This window comes from Amycolatopsis lurida, assembly GCF_900105055.1.
Taxonomy (GTDB): Bacteria; Actinomycetota; Actinomycetes; order Mycobacteriales; family Pseudonocardiaceae; genus Amycolatopsis; species Amycolatopsis lurida.
Genome location: NZ_FNTA01000004.1, coordinates 438,063 through 454,673, shown reverse-complemented (window position 1 = coordinate 454,673; position 16,611 = coordinate 438,063). Strand labels below are relative to the sequence as shown.

At 67.7% G+C, this 16,611-nt stretch carries 11 protein-coding genes; 8 read left to right on the top strand and 3 right to left on the bottom strand.

The genetic code is table 11. The features are described 5' to 3' along the window. Positions 1 to 30 precede the first annotated feature (30 nt). The 8 genes from BLW75_RS07270 (at position 31) to BLW75_RS07235 (ending at position 10,073) form a co-directional block, all read left to right on the top strand. Positions 31 to 1,086, top strand: a complete 1,056-nt coding sequence (locus tag BLW75_RS07270; RefSeq protein WP_091597027.1) for a LuxR C-terminal-related transcriptional regulator — start codon at positions 31 to 33, stop codon at positions 1,084 to 1,086. A gap of 95 nt (positions 1,087 to 1,181) precedes the next feature. After that, positions 1,182 to 3,248, top strand: coding sequence for a hydantoinase/oxoprolinase family protein (locus BLW75_RS07265; RefSeq protein WP_034307049.1), 2,067 nt, complete (start codon positions 1,182 to 1,184; stop codon positions 3,246 to 3,248). Between the two features lie 12 nt (positions 3,249 to 3,260). Further along, the gene (locus BLW75_RS07260) at positions 3,261 to 5,177 is read left to right on the top strand and encodes a hydantoinase B/oxoprolinase family protein (RefSeq protein ID WP_034307047.1); all 1,917 of its coding nucleotides are present in this window, start codon (positions 3,261 to 3,263) and stop codon (positions 5,175 to 5,177) included. 12 nt (positions 5,178 to 5,189) lie between these two features. Beyond that, a complete protein-coding gene (locus tag BLW75_RS07255) occupies positions 5,190 to 5,450 on the top strand; it encodes a hypothetical protein (RefSeq protein WP_034307044.1) in 261 nt (86 codons plus the stop codon). 5 nt (positions 5,451 to 5,455) lie between these two features. Next, the gene (locus BLW75_RS07250; RefSeq protein WP_158005353.1) at positions 5,456 to 7,024 is read left to right on the top strand and encodes a class I adenylate-forming enzyme family protein; all 1,569 of its coding nucleotides are present in this window, start codon (positions 5,456 to 5,458) and stop codon (positions 7,022 to 7,024) included. A 37-nt stretch (positions 7,025 to 7,061) separates the two neighbouring features. After that, positions 7,062 to 7,787 carry a hypothetical protein gene (locus BLW75_RS07245; RefSeq protein ID WP_034307042.1) on the top strand — a complete coding sequence of 242 codons (726 nt, stop codon included), beginning with the start codon at positions 7,062 to 7,064 and terminating at the stop codon, positions 7,785 to 7,787. Beyond that, positions 7,784 to 9,250: an aldehyde dehydrogenase family protein gene (locus BLW75_RS07240; protein ID WP_091597018.1), complete on the top strand. Its 1,467-nt coding sequence runs from the start codon at positions 7,784 to 7,786 to the stop codon at positions 9,248 to 9,250. Before BLW75_RS07245 ends, BLW75_RS07240 begins: the two co-directional genes overlap by 4 nt. A gap of 25 nt (positions 9,251 to 9,275) precedes the next feature. Beyond that, on the top strand, positions 9,276 to 10,073 hold the full coding sequence (locus BLW75_RS07235) for an SDR family NAD(P)-dependent oxidoreductase (RefSeq protein ID WP_034307040.1): 798 nt from the start codon (positions 9,276 to 9,278) through the stop codon (positions 10,071 to 10,073). 44 nt (positions 10,074 to 10,117) lie between these two features. On the opposite strand, the gene BLW75_RS07230 is transcribed toward BLW75_RS07235, so the two are convergent. From BLW75_RS07230 to BLW75_RS07220, 3 genes are all read right to left on the bottom strand, one after another. Then, entirely contained in the window at positions 10,118 to 11,431 is a 1,314-nt protein-coding gene (locus BLW75_RS07230) for an MFS transporter (RefSeq protein ID WP_034307037.1), read from the bottom strand. 660 nt (positions 11,432 to 12,091) lie between these two features. Then, entirely contained in the window at positions 12,092 to 14,743 is a 2,652-nt protein-coding gene (locus BLW75_RS07225; RefSeq protein WP_091597015.1) for a phospholipase D-like domain-containing protein, read from the bottom strand. Next, a complete protein-coding gene (locus BLW75_RS07220) occupies positions 14,740 to 16,242 on the bottom strand; it encodes a hypothetical protein (protein WP_167373480.1) in 1,503 nt (500 codons plus the stop codon). The genes BLW75_RS07225 and BLW75_RS07220 overlap by 4 nt, the downstream gene beginning before the upstream one ends. Positions 16,243 to 16,611: the final 369 nt, after the last annotated feature.

Sequence of the window (16,611 nt, the reverse complement as noted above, 5' to 3'; positions counted from 1 at the left end):
CGATAGAAGCGTGGATTGTCGAGGTGGACGATGGAAGCGGACGAGGCCCTCGCGCGGCGGTATCGCGACCTGTGCGCCGACGTGCGTTCCGCCCTGGGCCTCGATATCCCGATGCCCCGGCCGGCAGGCCCGTGGGCGGACGAAGCCAAAACGGTACTGGGCAGGCTCTGGAACGCTGTCATGGGCGAAACCCTGCGACGCACGGGCGAAACCGCGCCACCGGCCCTGGTTGAACTGCTCGGCCGTATCCGCGCCTTCGAGGGTGAACTCGCCGAAGCCAGGCTGGCCGATAGGCACGTCCTCCTCCGCAGTGTCGCGGAGTCCCTGGCATCACTTCGCGACGCGAACACCGTGGACGAGTTCCTCAGCCGGGTTCCGGAAGCGGGGTGCCGTCTCGGTTTCGACCGGGTTCTGGTGTCCACAGTGGAGGATTCGGTCTGGCGGCTGCACACCATGTGCGTGACCAAGGAGCCCCGGTGGGCCGACGAGATCGTGGCTGTCGGCAAAGCCTCGCCGCCTCAGCTCGGCGCAGACCTCGTCGAGGGCGAGGTCGTCCGATCCGGGAGGCCGAGGTTGATCTTCGACGCGCAGCGGAGCACTCGTGTCGACAAGGACCTCATCCACGTCACCAAGTCCACTTCGTACGGTGTCGCGCCGTTGACCCTGCACGGTGAGGTCGCCGGGCTGCTGCACGGCGACTGCTACCACCAGCGTCGCGATGTCGACGACGCCGACCAGGCTTTGCTGTCCGTGCTGGCCGAGGCACTGAGCCATTCCCTCGGCAGGCTGACGGTGCTCGAAGGGGTCGCCTTCCTGCGGGGCGCGGCGGACCAGCTGCTGACGAACCCGTCGGCTGTCCCGCGGCAGGCGCCCCCGGCCCCGCCCACGGTGGACCCCCGCCTCACCGCGCGCGAGAGCCAGGTGATGGATCTGCTCGCGGCCGGGCACTCCAACCGGCACATCGCCCAGCGGCTCGTGATCTCCGAGCGTACGGCGAAATCGCACATCACCAGCATCCTGCGCAAGCTCGGGGTCAGCAGCCGCACCGAAGCGATGGCGTACTGGCTCCGCCGGAACCTGCCCTAAGGTCGCACGAAATCCCTGACCCTTGGCCGATGCCGCCGCGGGCCCTCCGTTCCCAGAATGAACGCCTCATACACGGACGACCGTGGAGGCGGAAAGTGACTGAGCAGCGTGGCTCAGCCGACTGGCTGGTCGGCATCGACGTCGGGGGAACCTTCACCGACATCATCGGACTCAACCGGACGACGGGGGAGATCCGCGACGGGAAGGTGCTCTCGACCAGGGAACAGGAGTCGGGGGTGCTGCAGGCCCTCGGCGCCATCGACATCACCGTTCCCGAGGTCGCGGAGATCGTGCACGGGCACACCGTCGGGATCAACGCCCTCCTGAGCAGGGCGGGCGCGAGGACCGGGCTGCTGGCGACGCAGGGGCACCGCGACCTGCTCGACATCGGCCGGATGCACCGGGAGTTCGGTGACCGGTTCTACGACCCGACCTGGCTGCGCCCGCACCAGGAACGGCCCATCGTGGAGCGGCGCGATCGGATCGGGATCCCGGAGCGGATCGCCTACGACGGTTCGGAACTGCTCCCGCTGGACGAAGAGGCGGTCCAGGTGGCGGGACGCGCCTTCGCCGAGCAGGGCGTCGAAGCGGTCGGCGTCTGTTTCATGAACTCGTATCAGAACCGCGGGCACGAGCAGCGAGCCGCGGAGATCCTCGCCGAGGAGCTGCCGAACGCCTACATCCAGACGTCCGCGCTGTACCCGGTCAGCAAGGAACACGAGCGCACCACCACAGTCGCACTCGACGCCTATGTCGGACCGGCCGTGGTCGGCTACCTCGAACGGCTGACCGCCGCGCTGGCCGAACGCTCGTTCGGCGGCACGCTGTGGATCATGATGACCAACGGGGGCGTCGCCACCGTGCAGGACGCGGGCCGCGCCCCGGTGTTCCAGCTGGTCTCCGGCCCGGTCGGCGGGGTCACCGGCAGTATCGCCCTCGCCCGCGACGCCGGCAGGCGGAACCTGCTGACCATGGACGTCGGCGGGACCAGCACCGACGTCGCCGCGATCGTGGACGCCAAGACCCCGCTGACCGACCTGTGGACCCTGGAGACGGGGCTGACCCTCACCCTGCCCCTGGTCGACGTCGAGAGCGTCGGCTCCGGTGCGGGCAGTGTCATCGGGCCGAACGCGCTGGGACAGATCGCGGTCGGGCCGGCATCGGCAGGTTCGGATCCGGGGCCCGCCTGCTACGGCCGCGGCGGGGTCGAGGCCACGTTGACCGACGCCTGCCTCGTATTGGGCGTCCTGCAGCCGGATCTATTCGCCGACGGCCGGATCACCCTCGACGTCGAGGCCGCCCGTGCCGCCCTGACCCGCGCCGGCGAGCGTTGGAACCTCACGGCCGACGAACTGGCCGAGGCCGCCTACCAGGTCGCGTGCGAGGACATCGCCGCCAAGATCCGCACCATCTCGGTCTACCGGGGACTCGACGTCCGCGAGTTCGCGCTGCTCCCGTTCGGCTCCGCCGGGCCGATGCTCGCGGACCGCGTCGCCCGGATCCTCGGGGTCGACACCGTCGTCGTCCCCACCACCCCCGGTCAGTTCTCCGCGCTGGGGCTGCTGCAAAGCGACCTGCGCACCACCCGCGCCCGATCGGTGATGGTCCCGCTGTCGCCGGACAACGCCACCGCGATCGAAGACGGATTCGCGGCCATGGAACGGAACCTCATCGAGGAACTGACCGCGCAAGGCGTCGACGTCGACGGCCTGACCTTCGACCGCGCGATCTTCGCGATGTATCGCGGCCAGACCTGGGACAACCGGCTGCCGATCCGGGGAGACCGGGTGACCGCCGACAGCGTGCCGGAGACCGTCGCCGACTTCCACGCCTTCTACCAGGAGTCCTACGGCTTCTCCGCCGCAGAGATCCCGGTCGTCGCCTCCACGCTGGAGGTGACCGCGGTGATCCCGCGCCCGCACAAGGTCCCGAGCGCGGCCGCGGAGGACGGTGTCTCGCTACTGGGACACCGCGACCTGCGGGTGCCCGGTTCCGACCGGACGGTCTCGGTCCCCGTACACGTCCGCGAACGCCTCGAAGCCGGGGCCGTGGTCGAAGGCCCGGCGATCGTCTCGGAGAAGTTCGCCACGACGGTCGTCCTGCCGGGCCGTCGCGCCCGGCTCGGCGAAGACCGTCTCCTGATCATCGAGAACAACGGCTGAGGAGCAGCGATCATGACCCTGTCCGCTGAACACACGACGGCCGAGTCCGAACTCGACATCCTGCGGTACGGCCTGATCGAGGTCGCGCGCGAGATGAACGAGGCGCTGATGCGCAGCGCGTTCTCCCCGGTCTGCCGGGACATCCTCGACTGCACGACGGCGATCCACATCCGCAGCGGCGACGCCTGGGAGACCGCCGCGCAATGGGAAGGCTGCATGCAGCACGCCTTCACCTCGCCGCACATCGTCAACTTCGTGATGGACGAGTTCGACCTCGACACCCTGCAGCCCGGCGACGTCATCTTCGTCAACGATCCCTGGCGCGGCACCATCCACCAGTCCGACGTGAACCTGCTGCGGCCGGTGTTCGTGGACGGCCGCGTCGAGTTCATCCTGCACTCGACCTCACATCTGGTCGATCTCGGCGGTCCGATCCCCGGCGGTTTCTCCAACGGCACGCAGACCTCGTTCGAGGAACAGATCAAGCTCCCGCCGTCGCTGCTGTACGCCAACGACGTCCCCGTGCGGCCGCTGTTCAACTACATCCTCGAAAACAACCGGGTGCCGCAGCTGGTGCTCGGTGACCTGCGGGCACTGCACGGCTGCCTCGTCGTGGGGGAGCGGCAATTGCAGGCGCTCGTCGCGCGCGGCGGGCTGGAGAAGGTCAAGGCCGCCGGCCACTACGCGATCGAGGCCACGGAGGCAAGCATGCGCCGCGGCATCGCGGGCATCCCGGACGGCGACTACACCGTCGAGGACTTTCTCGACGAGGATGGCGTCACCGACGAGCCGATCCCCGTGCGGGTCATGGTGAAGGTCCGCGGCGACAGCATGGAGATCGACTTCTCCGGTTCGGGACGGCAGCCGCTCGGCAACTGCGGCACCGCCTGGTGCGAGGCCACCCGCTGCATCGAAGCGGTGAAGCTCATGGTCGATTCGGGGACACCGGTGAACAGCGGCACTCTCCGTCCCATCGAAACCCTGCTGCCCCAAGGCAGCGTGGTGTGCGTCCTTCCGCCGTCGAGCTGTTCCAACCACGCCGACATCGGCGCCCGGGGGATCAACGCGGTCGCGAGCGCGCTCAGCGAGGCCGTCGGCGACCGGTCGATCGCCTGCGACACCGGAACCGCGCTTGTCATCAGCCTCGGCGGCATCGACACCCGTACCGGACACGAGGGAATGCCCTGGGGCGCCTTCGCGCTCACCGGCGGCGGCTGGGGCGGCACCTGGAAGGAGGACGGGATCTCCTTCTGCGTCACCCCGATCGGCAACTGCCGCACCTCGGTGCAGGAGCACGTCGAGATCGAAAGCCCGCTGATCGTCGCGCAGCACGAGATGGTCCTCGACACCGCCGGCGCCGGGCAGTACCGCGGCGGCCTCGGCTCGGTGTACACGCTCACCGCCCAGTCCGACACGATGGTCACGGTCACCTGCGACCGCATCCGGATCGGCGCCCCCGGCGCGGCGGGCGGAGGCGCGGGCGCACCCGCTTTCGGCTGGTACATCGAGGACTTCGACCTGGCACGGCACGCCGATCCACTCGACCTTCGCGCCGCCGAGCCGCTGTTCGGCATGTTCGACGACGACGGCAGGCCGGACCCCAACGGTGGCGACTTCTGCCGAGGCGCGCGGTACTCGACCGGCAAGTTCTCCGGCCTGGTGCTCAAGGCAGGCGACGCGATCCGCTTCGTCATCGGTGGCGGAGGCGGCTGGGGCGACCCGCTCGAACGCGATCTGGGCCGACTCCAGCGAGACCTCGACGACGGCCTCTACAGCGAGGAATTCGTGGCACTGGCGTTCGGTGTCGTCGCGACCGAAGGCCGGATCGACCACGAAGCGACCGCCTCCCTCCGTAAGCAACTGGCCGCACGCCGCGCTGCGGGGACCTGGTCGGTTCCCGTCGCGACACCCCTGAACTGGATTCTCTGAGAGGAGCGCTTCATGTCCGTCGACCGACTTCTCTTCCCGCGTCCGGAGACCGAGCGTGTCTCCGTGGAGCGGCAGCCTGTCGAGGCCGTCTGCCCGTCGTGCCGGGGAACGAACATCGCCCGCTACCCGGTGGCCAATCACCTCGGCCCGCGCATGGTCGTGAAATGCCAGGACTGCTTCACCCACCTGTCGGTGACCCGGCCCGAACCCGAGGATCACTGGCCCGCGTGGCGGTCGCCGACGCGCGACTGGGCACCGTCGCGGCTCGGGTGATCCGGATGCCTCCAGTTCCACTGGCGCATGTCTACGCGCGTGCACACCAGGACCACGCGAGCCGCCCGGCCATCAGGGACGGCACGCGGCAGTTGAACTACGGCGAGCTGGGCACCCGCGCTCGCCGGGTCGCGCGGGCGTTCCGGTCCCTCGGCGCTGAACCGGGGGACCGGGTGGTGATCCTGTCCCCGAACAGCTGCGAATGGGCCGAGGCCTACCAAGGACTCGCGCTGGGCGGCCACGTCCGCGTCGGGCTCCTGCCCCGGCTGCATCCGGCCGAACTCGCCCAGATCGCCGCCGACGCGGACCCGTCGTTCGCGCTTGTGGACGGTGCCTGGCTCGCCGAGCACGGTACGGCGTGGATACCGCCGCAGGTCAAGGAAATCGTCGTTCTGGGCGGCGGCGAGCCGCACGGCCGGATTCCCTACGAGGAGTTCGTGGCCTCCGGAACGGACGACGAGCTGCCGCTGCCGGACGCGGAGGACGACGCCTGGCTGCTCTACACCTCGGGTTCGACCGGGCGGCCGAAAGGGGTCCGGGTGACGCACCGGACGGTCGGCGCCCTGATCCGCAACGCCCGCGAGGTGCTTCCCGCCCTCGGACCCGGGGACGCCGCCCTGCACACCGCGCCGATCAGCCACTTCAGTGGCGGTATCGCGGATGTCGTCACCGCGAGCGGCGGACTGAACGTCTACGAACGGGCTTTCGACGCGGCGCGGGTGGCCGATGCGGCGCAGGGCGGGGAGATCTCCGTTCTGCCGCTGGTCCCGACCATGATCACGATGCTGCTGGAGGAACTCGCCACCCGGGGGAAACCTGCCGGGCGCGTCGGGAACGTCCGGGTCCTGCCCTACGCGGGATCGGCGATCCAGCCCGATCGCGCGGCGAAGGCGCGAGCCTACTTCGGCGAGGCGATGCAGCAGCTCTACGGCGCCAGTGAGGCCCAGCTACCGATCACCACCCTGCTGCCCGGAGACCACGTCGAGACCACCAACGAACGCGGACTGCCCAGACTGGCGTCCGCGGGGAAGGTGACCCCGCACGTGGAGGTCGAGATCGTCGACGCAGACCGGCGGCCGGTCGCGCCGGGGACGGCCGGGGAGATCCGGACGCGGGGTGACCACGTCAGCGCCGGGTACTGGCGTCAGCCGGAAGCGACGGCCGAGACCTTCGCCGACGGGTGGGCCCACACGGGCGACGTCGGCTACCTCGACGAGAACGGCTTCCTGTTCCTGCTCGACCGGCGGAAGGACATGATCATCACAGGTGGGTTCAACGTCTATCCGCGCGAGATAGAGAACGTCATCTCCGAGCTGCACGGGGTGCGCGAAGTGGCCGTTGTCGGCGCACCCGACGACCGGTGGGGCGAGGCGATCACCGCTTTCGTGTCGACCGAGCCCGGGCCGACGCTGTCTCCGGAGGGTGTGCTCGCGCATTGCCGGGCTCATCTGGGCGGTTACAAGGTCCCGAAGAGGGTCGTCTTCGTCGACGAACTGCCCAAGACCGGAACGGGGAAGATCCAGAAACAACTCCTGCGCGAAAAGCTGTGGGACGGCCTGCAGCGTCGCGTCTGAACGTTTCCATTACCCAGCAAAGAAAGGAACCAGCGACATGGCGTCAGGCGTGCCGACCCCGGAGAACCGCAACCTGTTCTTCGCGTGGAGCACCTACAGCACCGACTACGGCACCTACGCGCGGTGGTACGACGAGGAGCACATCCCCCAGGTGATGGACGTGCCGGGAATGGTGGGAGCACAGCGTTTCCTCATCTCCGACACCAAGCCGCTGCCCGGTGTGAACTCACTCGACTTCGGCCATCTGGCGATCTACGAGATGGAGGGTTCCGCTGAGCCGTTCCGTGCCGAGGTCAAGCGGAAGCTGATGTCGGAAGAGATGGTGCTTCCGGACTTCATGGACAGGCCGTTCAAGGCGCTCTTCCTGGCCGCGGTCAGCGAACCGTTCCACGCCGAAGGTTTCGCCGACGCGGATGACCTCGACGACCGGCATCTGTTCTTCGCCTGGAGCCGCCACACCGGCGACGACGCGACCTTCGCGAAGTGGTACGACGAGGAGCACATCCCGCAGATCATGTCGGCACCGGGAATGCTGCGGGCCCAGCGGTTCGAGGTCTCCGACGTCAAACCGCTGCCAGGAGTCGTGACACCGGATCTCGGGCATCTCGCGATCTACGAGACCGCCGGGGACCTGGAGGGTTTCCGCGCCGAGGTCAAGCGGCAGCTGATCTCCGGGGAGATGGTGCTGCCGGACTTCATGATCCCGCCGTTCTCGACGATGTTCCTGAAGCCCGTCAGCCCGTTCTTCCTCGCCGGCCGATGAGGTACGTGGACGTCGCCGGGGTACGGGTGCCGGGCCCCGGGTCGGTCTTCGTCGGCGGCGACTGGGTGACGGCCACCGGTCTGACCCGGCGGGTGGTCTCTCCGTCGACCGGCGAGATCGTCCTGGAGGTTGTCCTCCCTGGGGAATCCGAAGCGAGGCTGGCACTGGAAAGCGCGGACGGGCCCGGCCGGGACACCTGGGCGCGCTCCTCGGTGGCGGAACGGGTCGAGGTGTGCCGCCGTTTCTGCGCGGCCATCGAGGAAAGGATCCCGGAGCTGGGCGTCGTTTGGGCCGTCGAGGCCGGGATGCCGGTCGCCTACAGTGCGATCCTGCACAAGTTCGGCGCCGCGGGTGGGTGGAGGTCCGCATTGGACAGTGCGGAAGCCGCACTGCGCGAAGACGTTCGCCACTCTCCGCTCGGAGATGTCCTCGTTCGGCGGGAGCCCGCCGGTGTGGTCGTGGCGATCATGGCGTACAACGGTCCGCTGGTGACCCTGGCGACCAAGGTGATCCCGGCGCTCCTGGCAGGCTGCCCGGTGATCGTCAAAGCCGCGCCGGAATCACAGCTGATCATGCGGCTGGTGGCCGAATGCGCCATCGCGGCGCACTTCCCGACCGGCGCGTTGAGCATCCTGTGCGGCGAGATCGACGTGGCCGAGCGATTGACCGCGGACCCGCGCGTGGACCTGGTCTCCCTCACCGGTGGCCAGGTCGCGGCACAGCGCATCCTGGACGCCACCCGCGACCGATTCGCCCGGACTCATTTCGAACTCGGCGGGAAGTCGCCCGCGCTCATCCTGGACGACGCGCCGCTCGAACGCGTGCTGAAGTCGCTCGTGCCCGGCGCCACCGGGGGAGCGGGGCAGGTGTGTGCCCTGCTTTCCCGGATCCTGGTGTCCGAACAGCGCCATGACGAGGTCGTCGACGCGCTGCGCATCGTTTGGCAGAACTTGAAGATCGGCGAGCCCCTCGACCCGGCGACGCGCGTGGGACCGCTGGTGAACGACGCGGCCCTGAAGCGGACCGAGGGGTTCATCGAGCGAGCGAAAGCCAACGGAGCACGGGTCGTCGCGGGCGGGCACCGACCTCCAGGGCTGGAGGCCGGCTTCTTCCACGAGCCGACGTTGCTCACCGAGGTGGCACGGGGCACGGAACTGGCGCGGGAGGAAGTCTTCGGCCCGGTCACGGCCGTACTGACCTACCGCGACTTCGACGACGCGCTGGCGCTGGCCAACGACACGGGGTTCGGCCTCGCGGCGACGGTCTACACGACCGACCGTGACGCCGCGATGGCCGCGGCGGCCCGGATCACCACCGGCTCCGTCGCGATCAACACGTTCGGACCCACCGTCACCGCCCCGTTCGGCGGCCGGAAGGGCTCCGGCTGGGGCCGGGAATCCGGCCCGGAGGGTATCCACGAATTCACCGAGCTCAAGCAGGTCCTCTTCGGACCTGGCCTCTGAGCTCTCATCGACACGGAGCTGACACATGGTCCACTCACCGCGCAGGCCTGAACGGGCGCTGATCACCGGAGCGGCCGGCGGCGTCGGATCCGCGACCGCGCGCCGCCTCGTCGAAGACGGAGCGAAGATCGCGATCACCGACATCGACGAAACCCGGCTCGCCAAGCTCGCCGAGGAGACCGGAGGACTCGCGCTGCCCGCCGACGGCACCGATCGCGAGGCCGTCCGGAACGTCGTCGCGCGGGCCGCGGCGGAACTCGGCGGCCTGGACGCCGTCATCGCCACCCAAGGTGCCGCGATCGGCGGCGGCGCGAGCCCGAAGCACGTCGACTCGTACCACCGCGCACTCGATGTGAACCTGCACGGATCCTTCTACCTCGCCGGCGAGGCACTGCCGCATCTGGTGGCGAGCGGCGGGTCGCTGGTCCTCTTCGCCTCGACCGCGGGACTGATCGCCGGCCCGCCCGGAGCGGCCGGGTACACCGCGGCCAAGGCGGCGATCATCGGCCTCACGAAATGGCTCGCCCGTGACTTCGGCCCCAAGGGAGTACGGGTCAACGCGGTTTGCCCCGGCTTCATACGGACGCCGCTCGCGGAGGGGAGTATGGCCCACCTCGCCCAGCGAGAGGGCATCACACTCGACGAGGCCTATGCCGCGAGCGCGGCCCACGTTCCGTTGCGCCGGGTGGCGGAGCCTGAAGAGATCGCCGCGTGCTGCGCGTTCCTGGCGTCCGGCGACGCCTCGATGGTGACCGGGCACGTGCTGGTCGCCGACGGTGGCGGAGCCGCTGTCGACGCCTCGACCGTGGTCTTCGACAGCTGACCCCTTGGGATGCCGCTCCCGGAGCGGCATCCCAAGGGACGTCGTCAGTGGACCGGAGCCTTCACGGGTTCGCTCATCTCCGCGTTCCTGGTCTCGCGGAGGGCGAGCGTGCAGCCAAGGCTGATCAAGCAGAGCACGGCGAGGAAGATCCCGAACGCGAAACCCCCGTACGCCGCGGTGATCGCCGCCGCGACGAGCGGCGGAACCGCGCCGCCGAGGACACCTGCCACGTTGTAACTGAACCCGGTGGCGGTGTACCGATAGCGCGTCTGGAACAACTCCGGCATGAAGGCACCGACCGGCCCGTACGCGAAGCCGGCGATAAGCGTAGTCACGCAAGAGCCGATCGCGAAGGTGACAGCCGAGGCCGAGTCGAGGATCGGGAACAGCGCCAGCGCCCACACCACCGCCACCGCGTTCCCGGCGAGGATGACCTTCTTGCGTCCCACGCGATCGGAGTACGCGGCTCCCAGCACGATCGCCAGCCCGAACATCAAGCCCGCCGCGATGCCGATCAGCAGCACGGTCGTCCGGGGCAGCTTGAGCACGGCGGTGCCGTAGTTGATCAGGTACCCGACGGCGAGATAGTAGAAGGCGAAGGTCATCACGAGCACGCCAGAGGCGAAGGCGATCTCGCGCGGCTGGCTCTTGAGCGCCTCCACGAACGGCGCCCGCGAGGTGCCCCGCTGAGACACCTCGCCCTTGAACACCGGGGTCTCGTCGATCTTCAGCCGGACGAACAGCCCGATCGCGATCAGCAGGAGGCTCGCGATGAAGGGGATCCGCCAGCCGTAGCTGTGGAAGGTCTCATCGGACATCGTCTCGCCGATGATCAGGAAGGTCACGCTCGCCAGCACGAAACCGATCGATCCACCCAGCGCGCCGACCATCGACCAGAAGCCGCGTTTGGCCTTGGGCGCGTTCTCCGCGGCCATCAGCGTCGCCCCGGTCCATTCGCCACCGACCGCGAGTCCCTGCAGGAACCGCAGGATGACGATGAGAATCGGCGCGATGACGCCGATTTGCTCCGCCGTCGGCATCAAGCCGACCAACGCGGTGGCCAGGCCCATGATCAACAGCGTCGTGACCAGGGTACGTTTCCGCCCCAGCCGGTCACCGAAGTGCCCGAACAGGACCGATCCAACCGGGCGTGCGACGAACGCCACGCCGAGCGTCGCGAACGAGGCGACCACCCCGGCGGCAGAGCCCAGCGCGGGGAAGAAGACCTTGGGGAACACGAGGGCCGCGGCCGTCGCGAAGATGAAGAAATCGTAGTACTCGATGACGGTGCCGGTTCCGCTCGCTATCGCGATGCGCCGCATCGTCCGGTTCGTCACGTCGGGCTCGGTGGCCGCCATGGACACCTCTTTCGCTCGGCAGGGGAGGGGCGACTCAGAAGCATTATGCACAAAATTTGATGTGTCAAGACTGTTGTGCCTGATCAAGAGGCTGATCACGTCTGACGGTGTGGCAATCGGGTGTCCGTGGCCGACTCCGTTCGACCTCGGGCCCGGATCGCTCGGATGGGCACGAACGCACTCGTCGGGCCGGATGGAGGCGATCTAGCCCACTCGTGCGAACGCGCTCGCGCCGGGGATCCGCGGCAGTCGACGCGTCAGTTCGACAGCCGCCATTGATCGGCGTGCCGAGTTCACCGTTTACGAGTGTGCGTACCTACTCGGTCGATCAGCTTCGGGCTGGCTGGATACTTCGACGGGGCCGCCTACCTGGCTGGCGATACTACCTGGCCTGGCCTCGCGTGGCCGGTCGCCGCGGATCGCATCCGTTGTCGGGCTGTTCGCCCGCGTCGTGCTGCCGGGCCGCCCACCGCTGAAAAAGAAGAAACCTTCACTCGGTAGAGTTGAGTGAAGGTTCTCGCAACTGGTGAGATCTCACCTAAAGCGGTGTCCGAGGGGCGAGTTGCTCACTAACCACACGCCTCCAGATTACGTGACTGTAGTGGTAGCCGGTAAGTGAGTACCTCCGTGTATGCGCGGGTTGGGGTGATCTCGTCGTGCCTACCTGCTGTGCGGGTTGCTCCCGGTGAGACCGCGTCGGTATGCCTGCAGTGCCGCCACGAGAAGCTGATGGTTGACAGGTATGGACTCGGCCAGTGCGTGGACCTGTGTCGGTACTGGTTCAAGGGGATAGGTCTTTCCTCCCTGGGGAAGACCGTCGTCGCCGGCCAACACGGAGAGTGGAGTGCTCATGGGGCCCAGTTCGTACACGCGCCATCGGGGCGCGGTGGATTCGGCGATGGCGAGCGTTCTGCCTTCTCTGAGGAGCACGGTGGTCTTGTGCTCGTTGCGGGCGAGTACCGCGGACGGTGTACGCACGAGAGTCGCGGCCCATGCCGCAACACGTCGGGGGTTGCGGAACGTGCCGTCGATGACCCATACACCGTCCTGCATTTCGGCGGGGAGGTCTTCTTGCTCCAACGCGGCACGATCCTCCGCATGCGGATCGTCGGCTGCGGTCGCGGCGAGGTCGATCACGCCTTTCACCTCGCTCCACGTGGGGACCCGTGCATAGGGCTTGCCCGGGGCGTAGAGGTATTCGTACGCGAGCTCCGGGTCTGCGTAGGCCACCAGTTCTGCTGTGTCCGCCCAAGCCGACTTCGCGATGACGTCGTATTCGCCACCACCGTGCAGTGTGGCGTCCTGAAGTAATAGGGCCAAGCATGCGGAGATCAGTGAGCTCAAGAAGTCCAGTGCTTGTCCTGGGATACTCGACTGTTCGTCGGCGTCGGGGACGAGTGAGCACGTGAGGTCGCGAAGTTCCGGTCTCCAGTCTTCGTCCGTGCCCCAGACTGACGCGGCGAGGAGGACCAAGTAGGTGCGGGCGACGAGCATGCGCAGTTCCAAGGGGGGCCGGGGAACGGCCGTCGCCGCCTTCGTCCAGCGGCGCGCCCATGCTCGATATTGACTCCTCTGCGATGTGGGAATGTCCGGCGCGGTGCGGCGAGACTCGGCTGGGGTATCGGCCAGATCATCGATCGTCTCGTCGGACTCTCCCTCGGCGATCTCCGAATCGTTGGCTTCGGGGCCGACCGCCCACTCGGCTGTCGTGGTACCGGGACTGACGAGGGCGCCGGGGAAAAGCACACCCGTGAGGTGGGGACCTAGGCTACGTTCCACGGATTCCAGCCAGATACCCCAACGATCGTCGGAGTCCGCGGCCGATGCCGTGACTGCCGCTGAGCGAAGGGGTGCCGTGGCGGTGGCCGCCTTGTGCTCCTGCACATGACCGAGGAGCCGGAGCAGATCGGCGTTGAACCGGCCTGCCAGGACCTTGTCGGTGAGAACGGTGTCGTCGTCGCCGACGAAGGTCATCCGCGGCTGGTCTGGAGTGTCCGCGCGAGGGCGGCACCGAACCGTATCGGTGAGGAAGACGACCGGTGAGACGACCTGCTGGTCTTTCACCCGGGTCTTGGCACGAACGGCGCCACCGAGCTGTTCCGGCGCGATGAACTGCACCCTTTGGACAGTGGAACCGCCAGGGGTGAAGACGTGCAGGGCCGTCCACGTGTCTGGGGAGCCGTCGGGGGAGGACTCAAGGGTGATCGGCTCATGGGTGGTGGTCATCAGCTCGACGGTGATCGTGTGCTGGACTCGTCGCGCGCCCAGGACGACGAGCGCCACGGCGGGGTCAGTGCGCAGGTCGTCAGGGATCGTGTCCTTTTGACTGAGCGTGGACCGATCTACTGGTGCTTCCCAGGGCAAGAGCGACGCGGGGATCGGGGCCGTGGTCACGAGTTCGCAGTTGCCACCGTCGACCGTGGTCGTGAGCAGTGCTGCGGCGCTGAGGTTCGCGCTGCCGGTCATGGCCGTCGTCGTACCGCCGACCCTCCATTCCACGAGTTTGCCATGCCGGGTTCGGTTCTCGTCGAGAAAAGAGAAATCGGTTCGTGGCACGGAGGCCGTGGCTTCCAGCAGGGCTTTCCCGCAGTACTGGGAAAGGCTTTCCTGGAGCGCTACGGAGAGTTCGTCGGGGCGCATCCGCCCGATCAGCGCCTCTACCGCGCGGGCACGCGCGTCGAAGAACGGCGCGGTCATCCGCAACGAATCCACGGGGCCCGTCGGAAGCTGGTCGATCAGCGAGCGTCGAAGGTTACCGAATACCCGGACTTCTGGCAGGGCGTCGTCGATCTCGGACGGCGTGATCCACTCCCCGATGAACGCCACGGTGTCGCCGATCCAGGACGCCATATCAACGACTCGTGGCAGGTCGGCGAGCCAGGCGCCGAGATCATGCAGTGCCCGTGGCCCCGTTCGGCGGGAAGCCCGAATCACGAGCCACAACTCGTGGTTGTGGCCCCAGCCGGACATGGTCGGGTTACCTGATCCGATGGCTACCCAGACCTCGTCGTCGCCGGCAAGGACGACGAGCTTCGGGTGAAACGCTCCACCGCAGTTCACCTGACCGTGTTGATAGCTCCTGCCGGCGTGCCGCACGTCGACGGCTTCGTGGACGGCCTGGGCAGCGTCGCCGAGCACCGTGATCCTGGCGCCCAGTGCGCGTGCGATGGAGGCGCAGTGGCGTTCGAAGAAGACCAGATCGAGGGTGAAGCCGGTGACGAGGAACTCGCGCAGCGGCGCGCCGTCCGTACGGTCTTCCCACTCGTGCAGGAGCGAAAGCGGTGAATGGAACTGGAAGTCTGTTTGGCTCATGTGTGAAGATCCAGCAATGTCTCGGCCAGCGGTGTGATTACGAGGCGGTCGCCGCTCGGCTCGGTGAATCCCAGTTGCCCGGCCATGAACTCTAGCTGTTCGACCCGTAGTCCGACGTTGCCCGCGCCCTCCGCGCCGACCGCGTAGTACCGGCCATTCCGCTCGTGCAGCTTGGTGAACAGCTTCATCCGGCCATGGGTGTCGAACTTGAGCTTGCGCAGCGCGACTCGGCGGGATTGCGCGAGCATGTCGTCGACCAAGGAACGAGCGAGCTCGGCCATGGTGCCACTCGCGTGTTCGCGGTGCCGGTTCGCCACCCAATTCGGATCCAGGAACTGCTTCCGCTCGGGATATCGGCCGAGGAAGGCGGCACGGCTGCGCCCGGTGAGCTGCTCTTTACGCCGTCCACCGGCCAGCAACACGGCGAGATCTGCCAGGACCGGCGGATGTTCGGCCCATAGTTGTTGCTCGGCTGGGCTCGGTTCGTTCTCGTCATCGACCAGAGCAGGCCAGCTCGCGACAAAGTCCTGCACGGTCACCGCGGTCGCCTCCGCCGAGATCCACTCATGGAGGTCATCCTTCGTTGCCGAGCCGTTCATACTGACCTCACTGACCAACTCGGCCCAGAGCCGCCGCCAGGCACCGACGGACAGCCTCCGGAGAAGGGTTCCCCGCCAAGCCGATGCTCGTTGCTCTCCGCCCAGCACAGGGTCGGTACTGATGCGGCCGCCGTAAGCGACGCTGAGATACAACGCATCCGACCAGGTCGAAGCCGTCGGCTCGAGTTGTGCCGATCTGGCAAGGATCCGCAGCGTCGAGCGGCGGGTGCGATCGTCACCCGTCCAGTCAGCGGGAAGGTGAAGTCCGTCGCGGGTGGCGGTGAAGAGGTCTCGCAGTGGTCCCAGATCCGCAGTTCCGGTCGCGTCCATGGCGACTTCGGCCAGGTCGATGGCTTCCTCCGGCCGAATCGGACGATCGGCCGCAGTCGCGAGCAGAGGCGCATACATCTGCCGCACGGCCACTGGACAGTCGCGACGACCAGGACGTAGTGCGCCGTCCTCGACCGCAACTGTTCCCATGACGGCACTGGGTCCGCTGTACTGCGACCAGAAGCCCCAGGCCCGAGGCGAATAGGAGCCGCGACCCAGTTCGGCAAGCTCATCGACCCGACCACTGTCCAGCAACGACGCGACCCGGTCGCCACCGTGCGCGGCGATCTCATTGCCGCGTGAGACGAGAGCTAGCGCGACCTCGGAACATCGCAGGACCGTCTGGCACTTTTCGGCGTCCCAGCCTCTCCGTCCTGCGATATCCGCTAGCGCCCAATAGAGCGAGTAGTAGCGCACCAGCCTGGTCAGCGTCGAGACGCCGGGCACCAACGTGTCGACCATGCCCATCACCGATGATTCGACCGAAAGGGGGTAGCGGCCTCCGCTGAGGTCCAGGCCTGGTTCGCACCACGCAGGACCCGCGACCTGGGCATGTGCCGCCGCGGTCATCGGGTGGTACCTCGGAAATATCCTCGCTGGATCATGAACATTCCGTCGGTGGTCACCGCGGTTTCGTTTCACCGACACGCCGCGGCCCCGCTTCTAGCTGACCATCGATCGCCCGCCTCTGACACGGGCGAGCTGATATCTCATCGCGCTACCGTGGTGATCGCAAGGTCGCCACTAGCCCGCAGCACGGTCATCGATCTCATGGCGCATGCGTCGAAGTTCCGCCTTGGCTCAACTGCTCGGCTGGATAGGCGTCGTACGCCCCCGCGGGCGGCGGAATTGACTCCCTGATGATCCAGAAGGCAAACCGCAGGTGGATGCAGACCTACACTACAACTTCGGGCGTGTCAGAGACCGCTTCCACTCAGC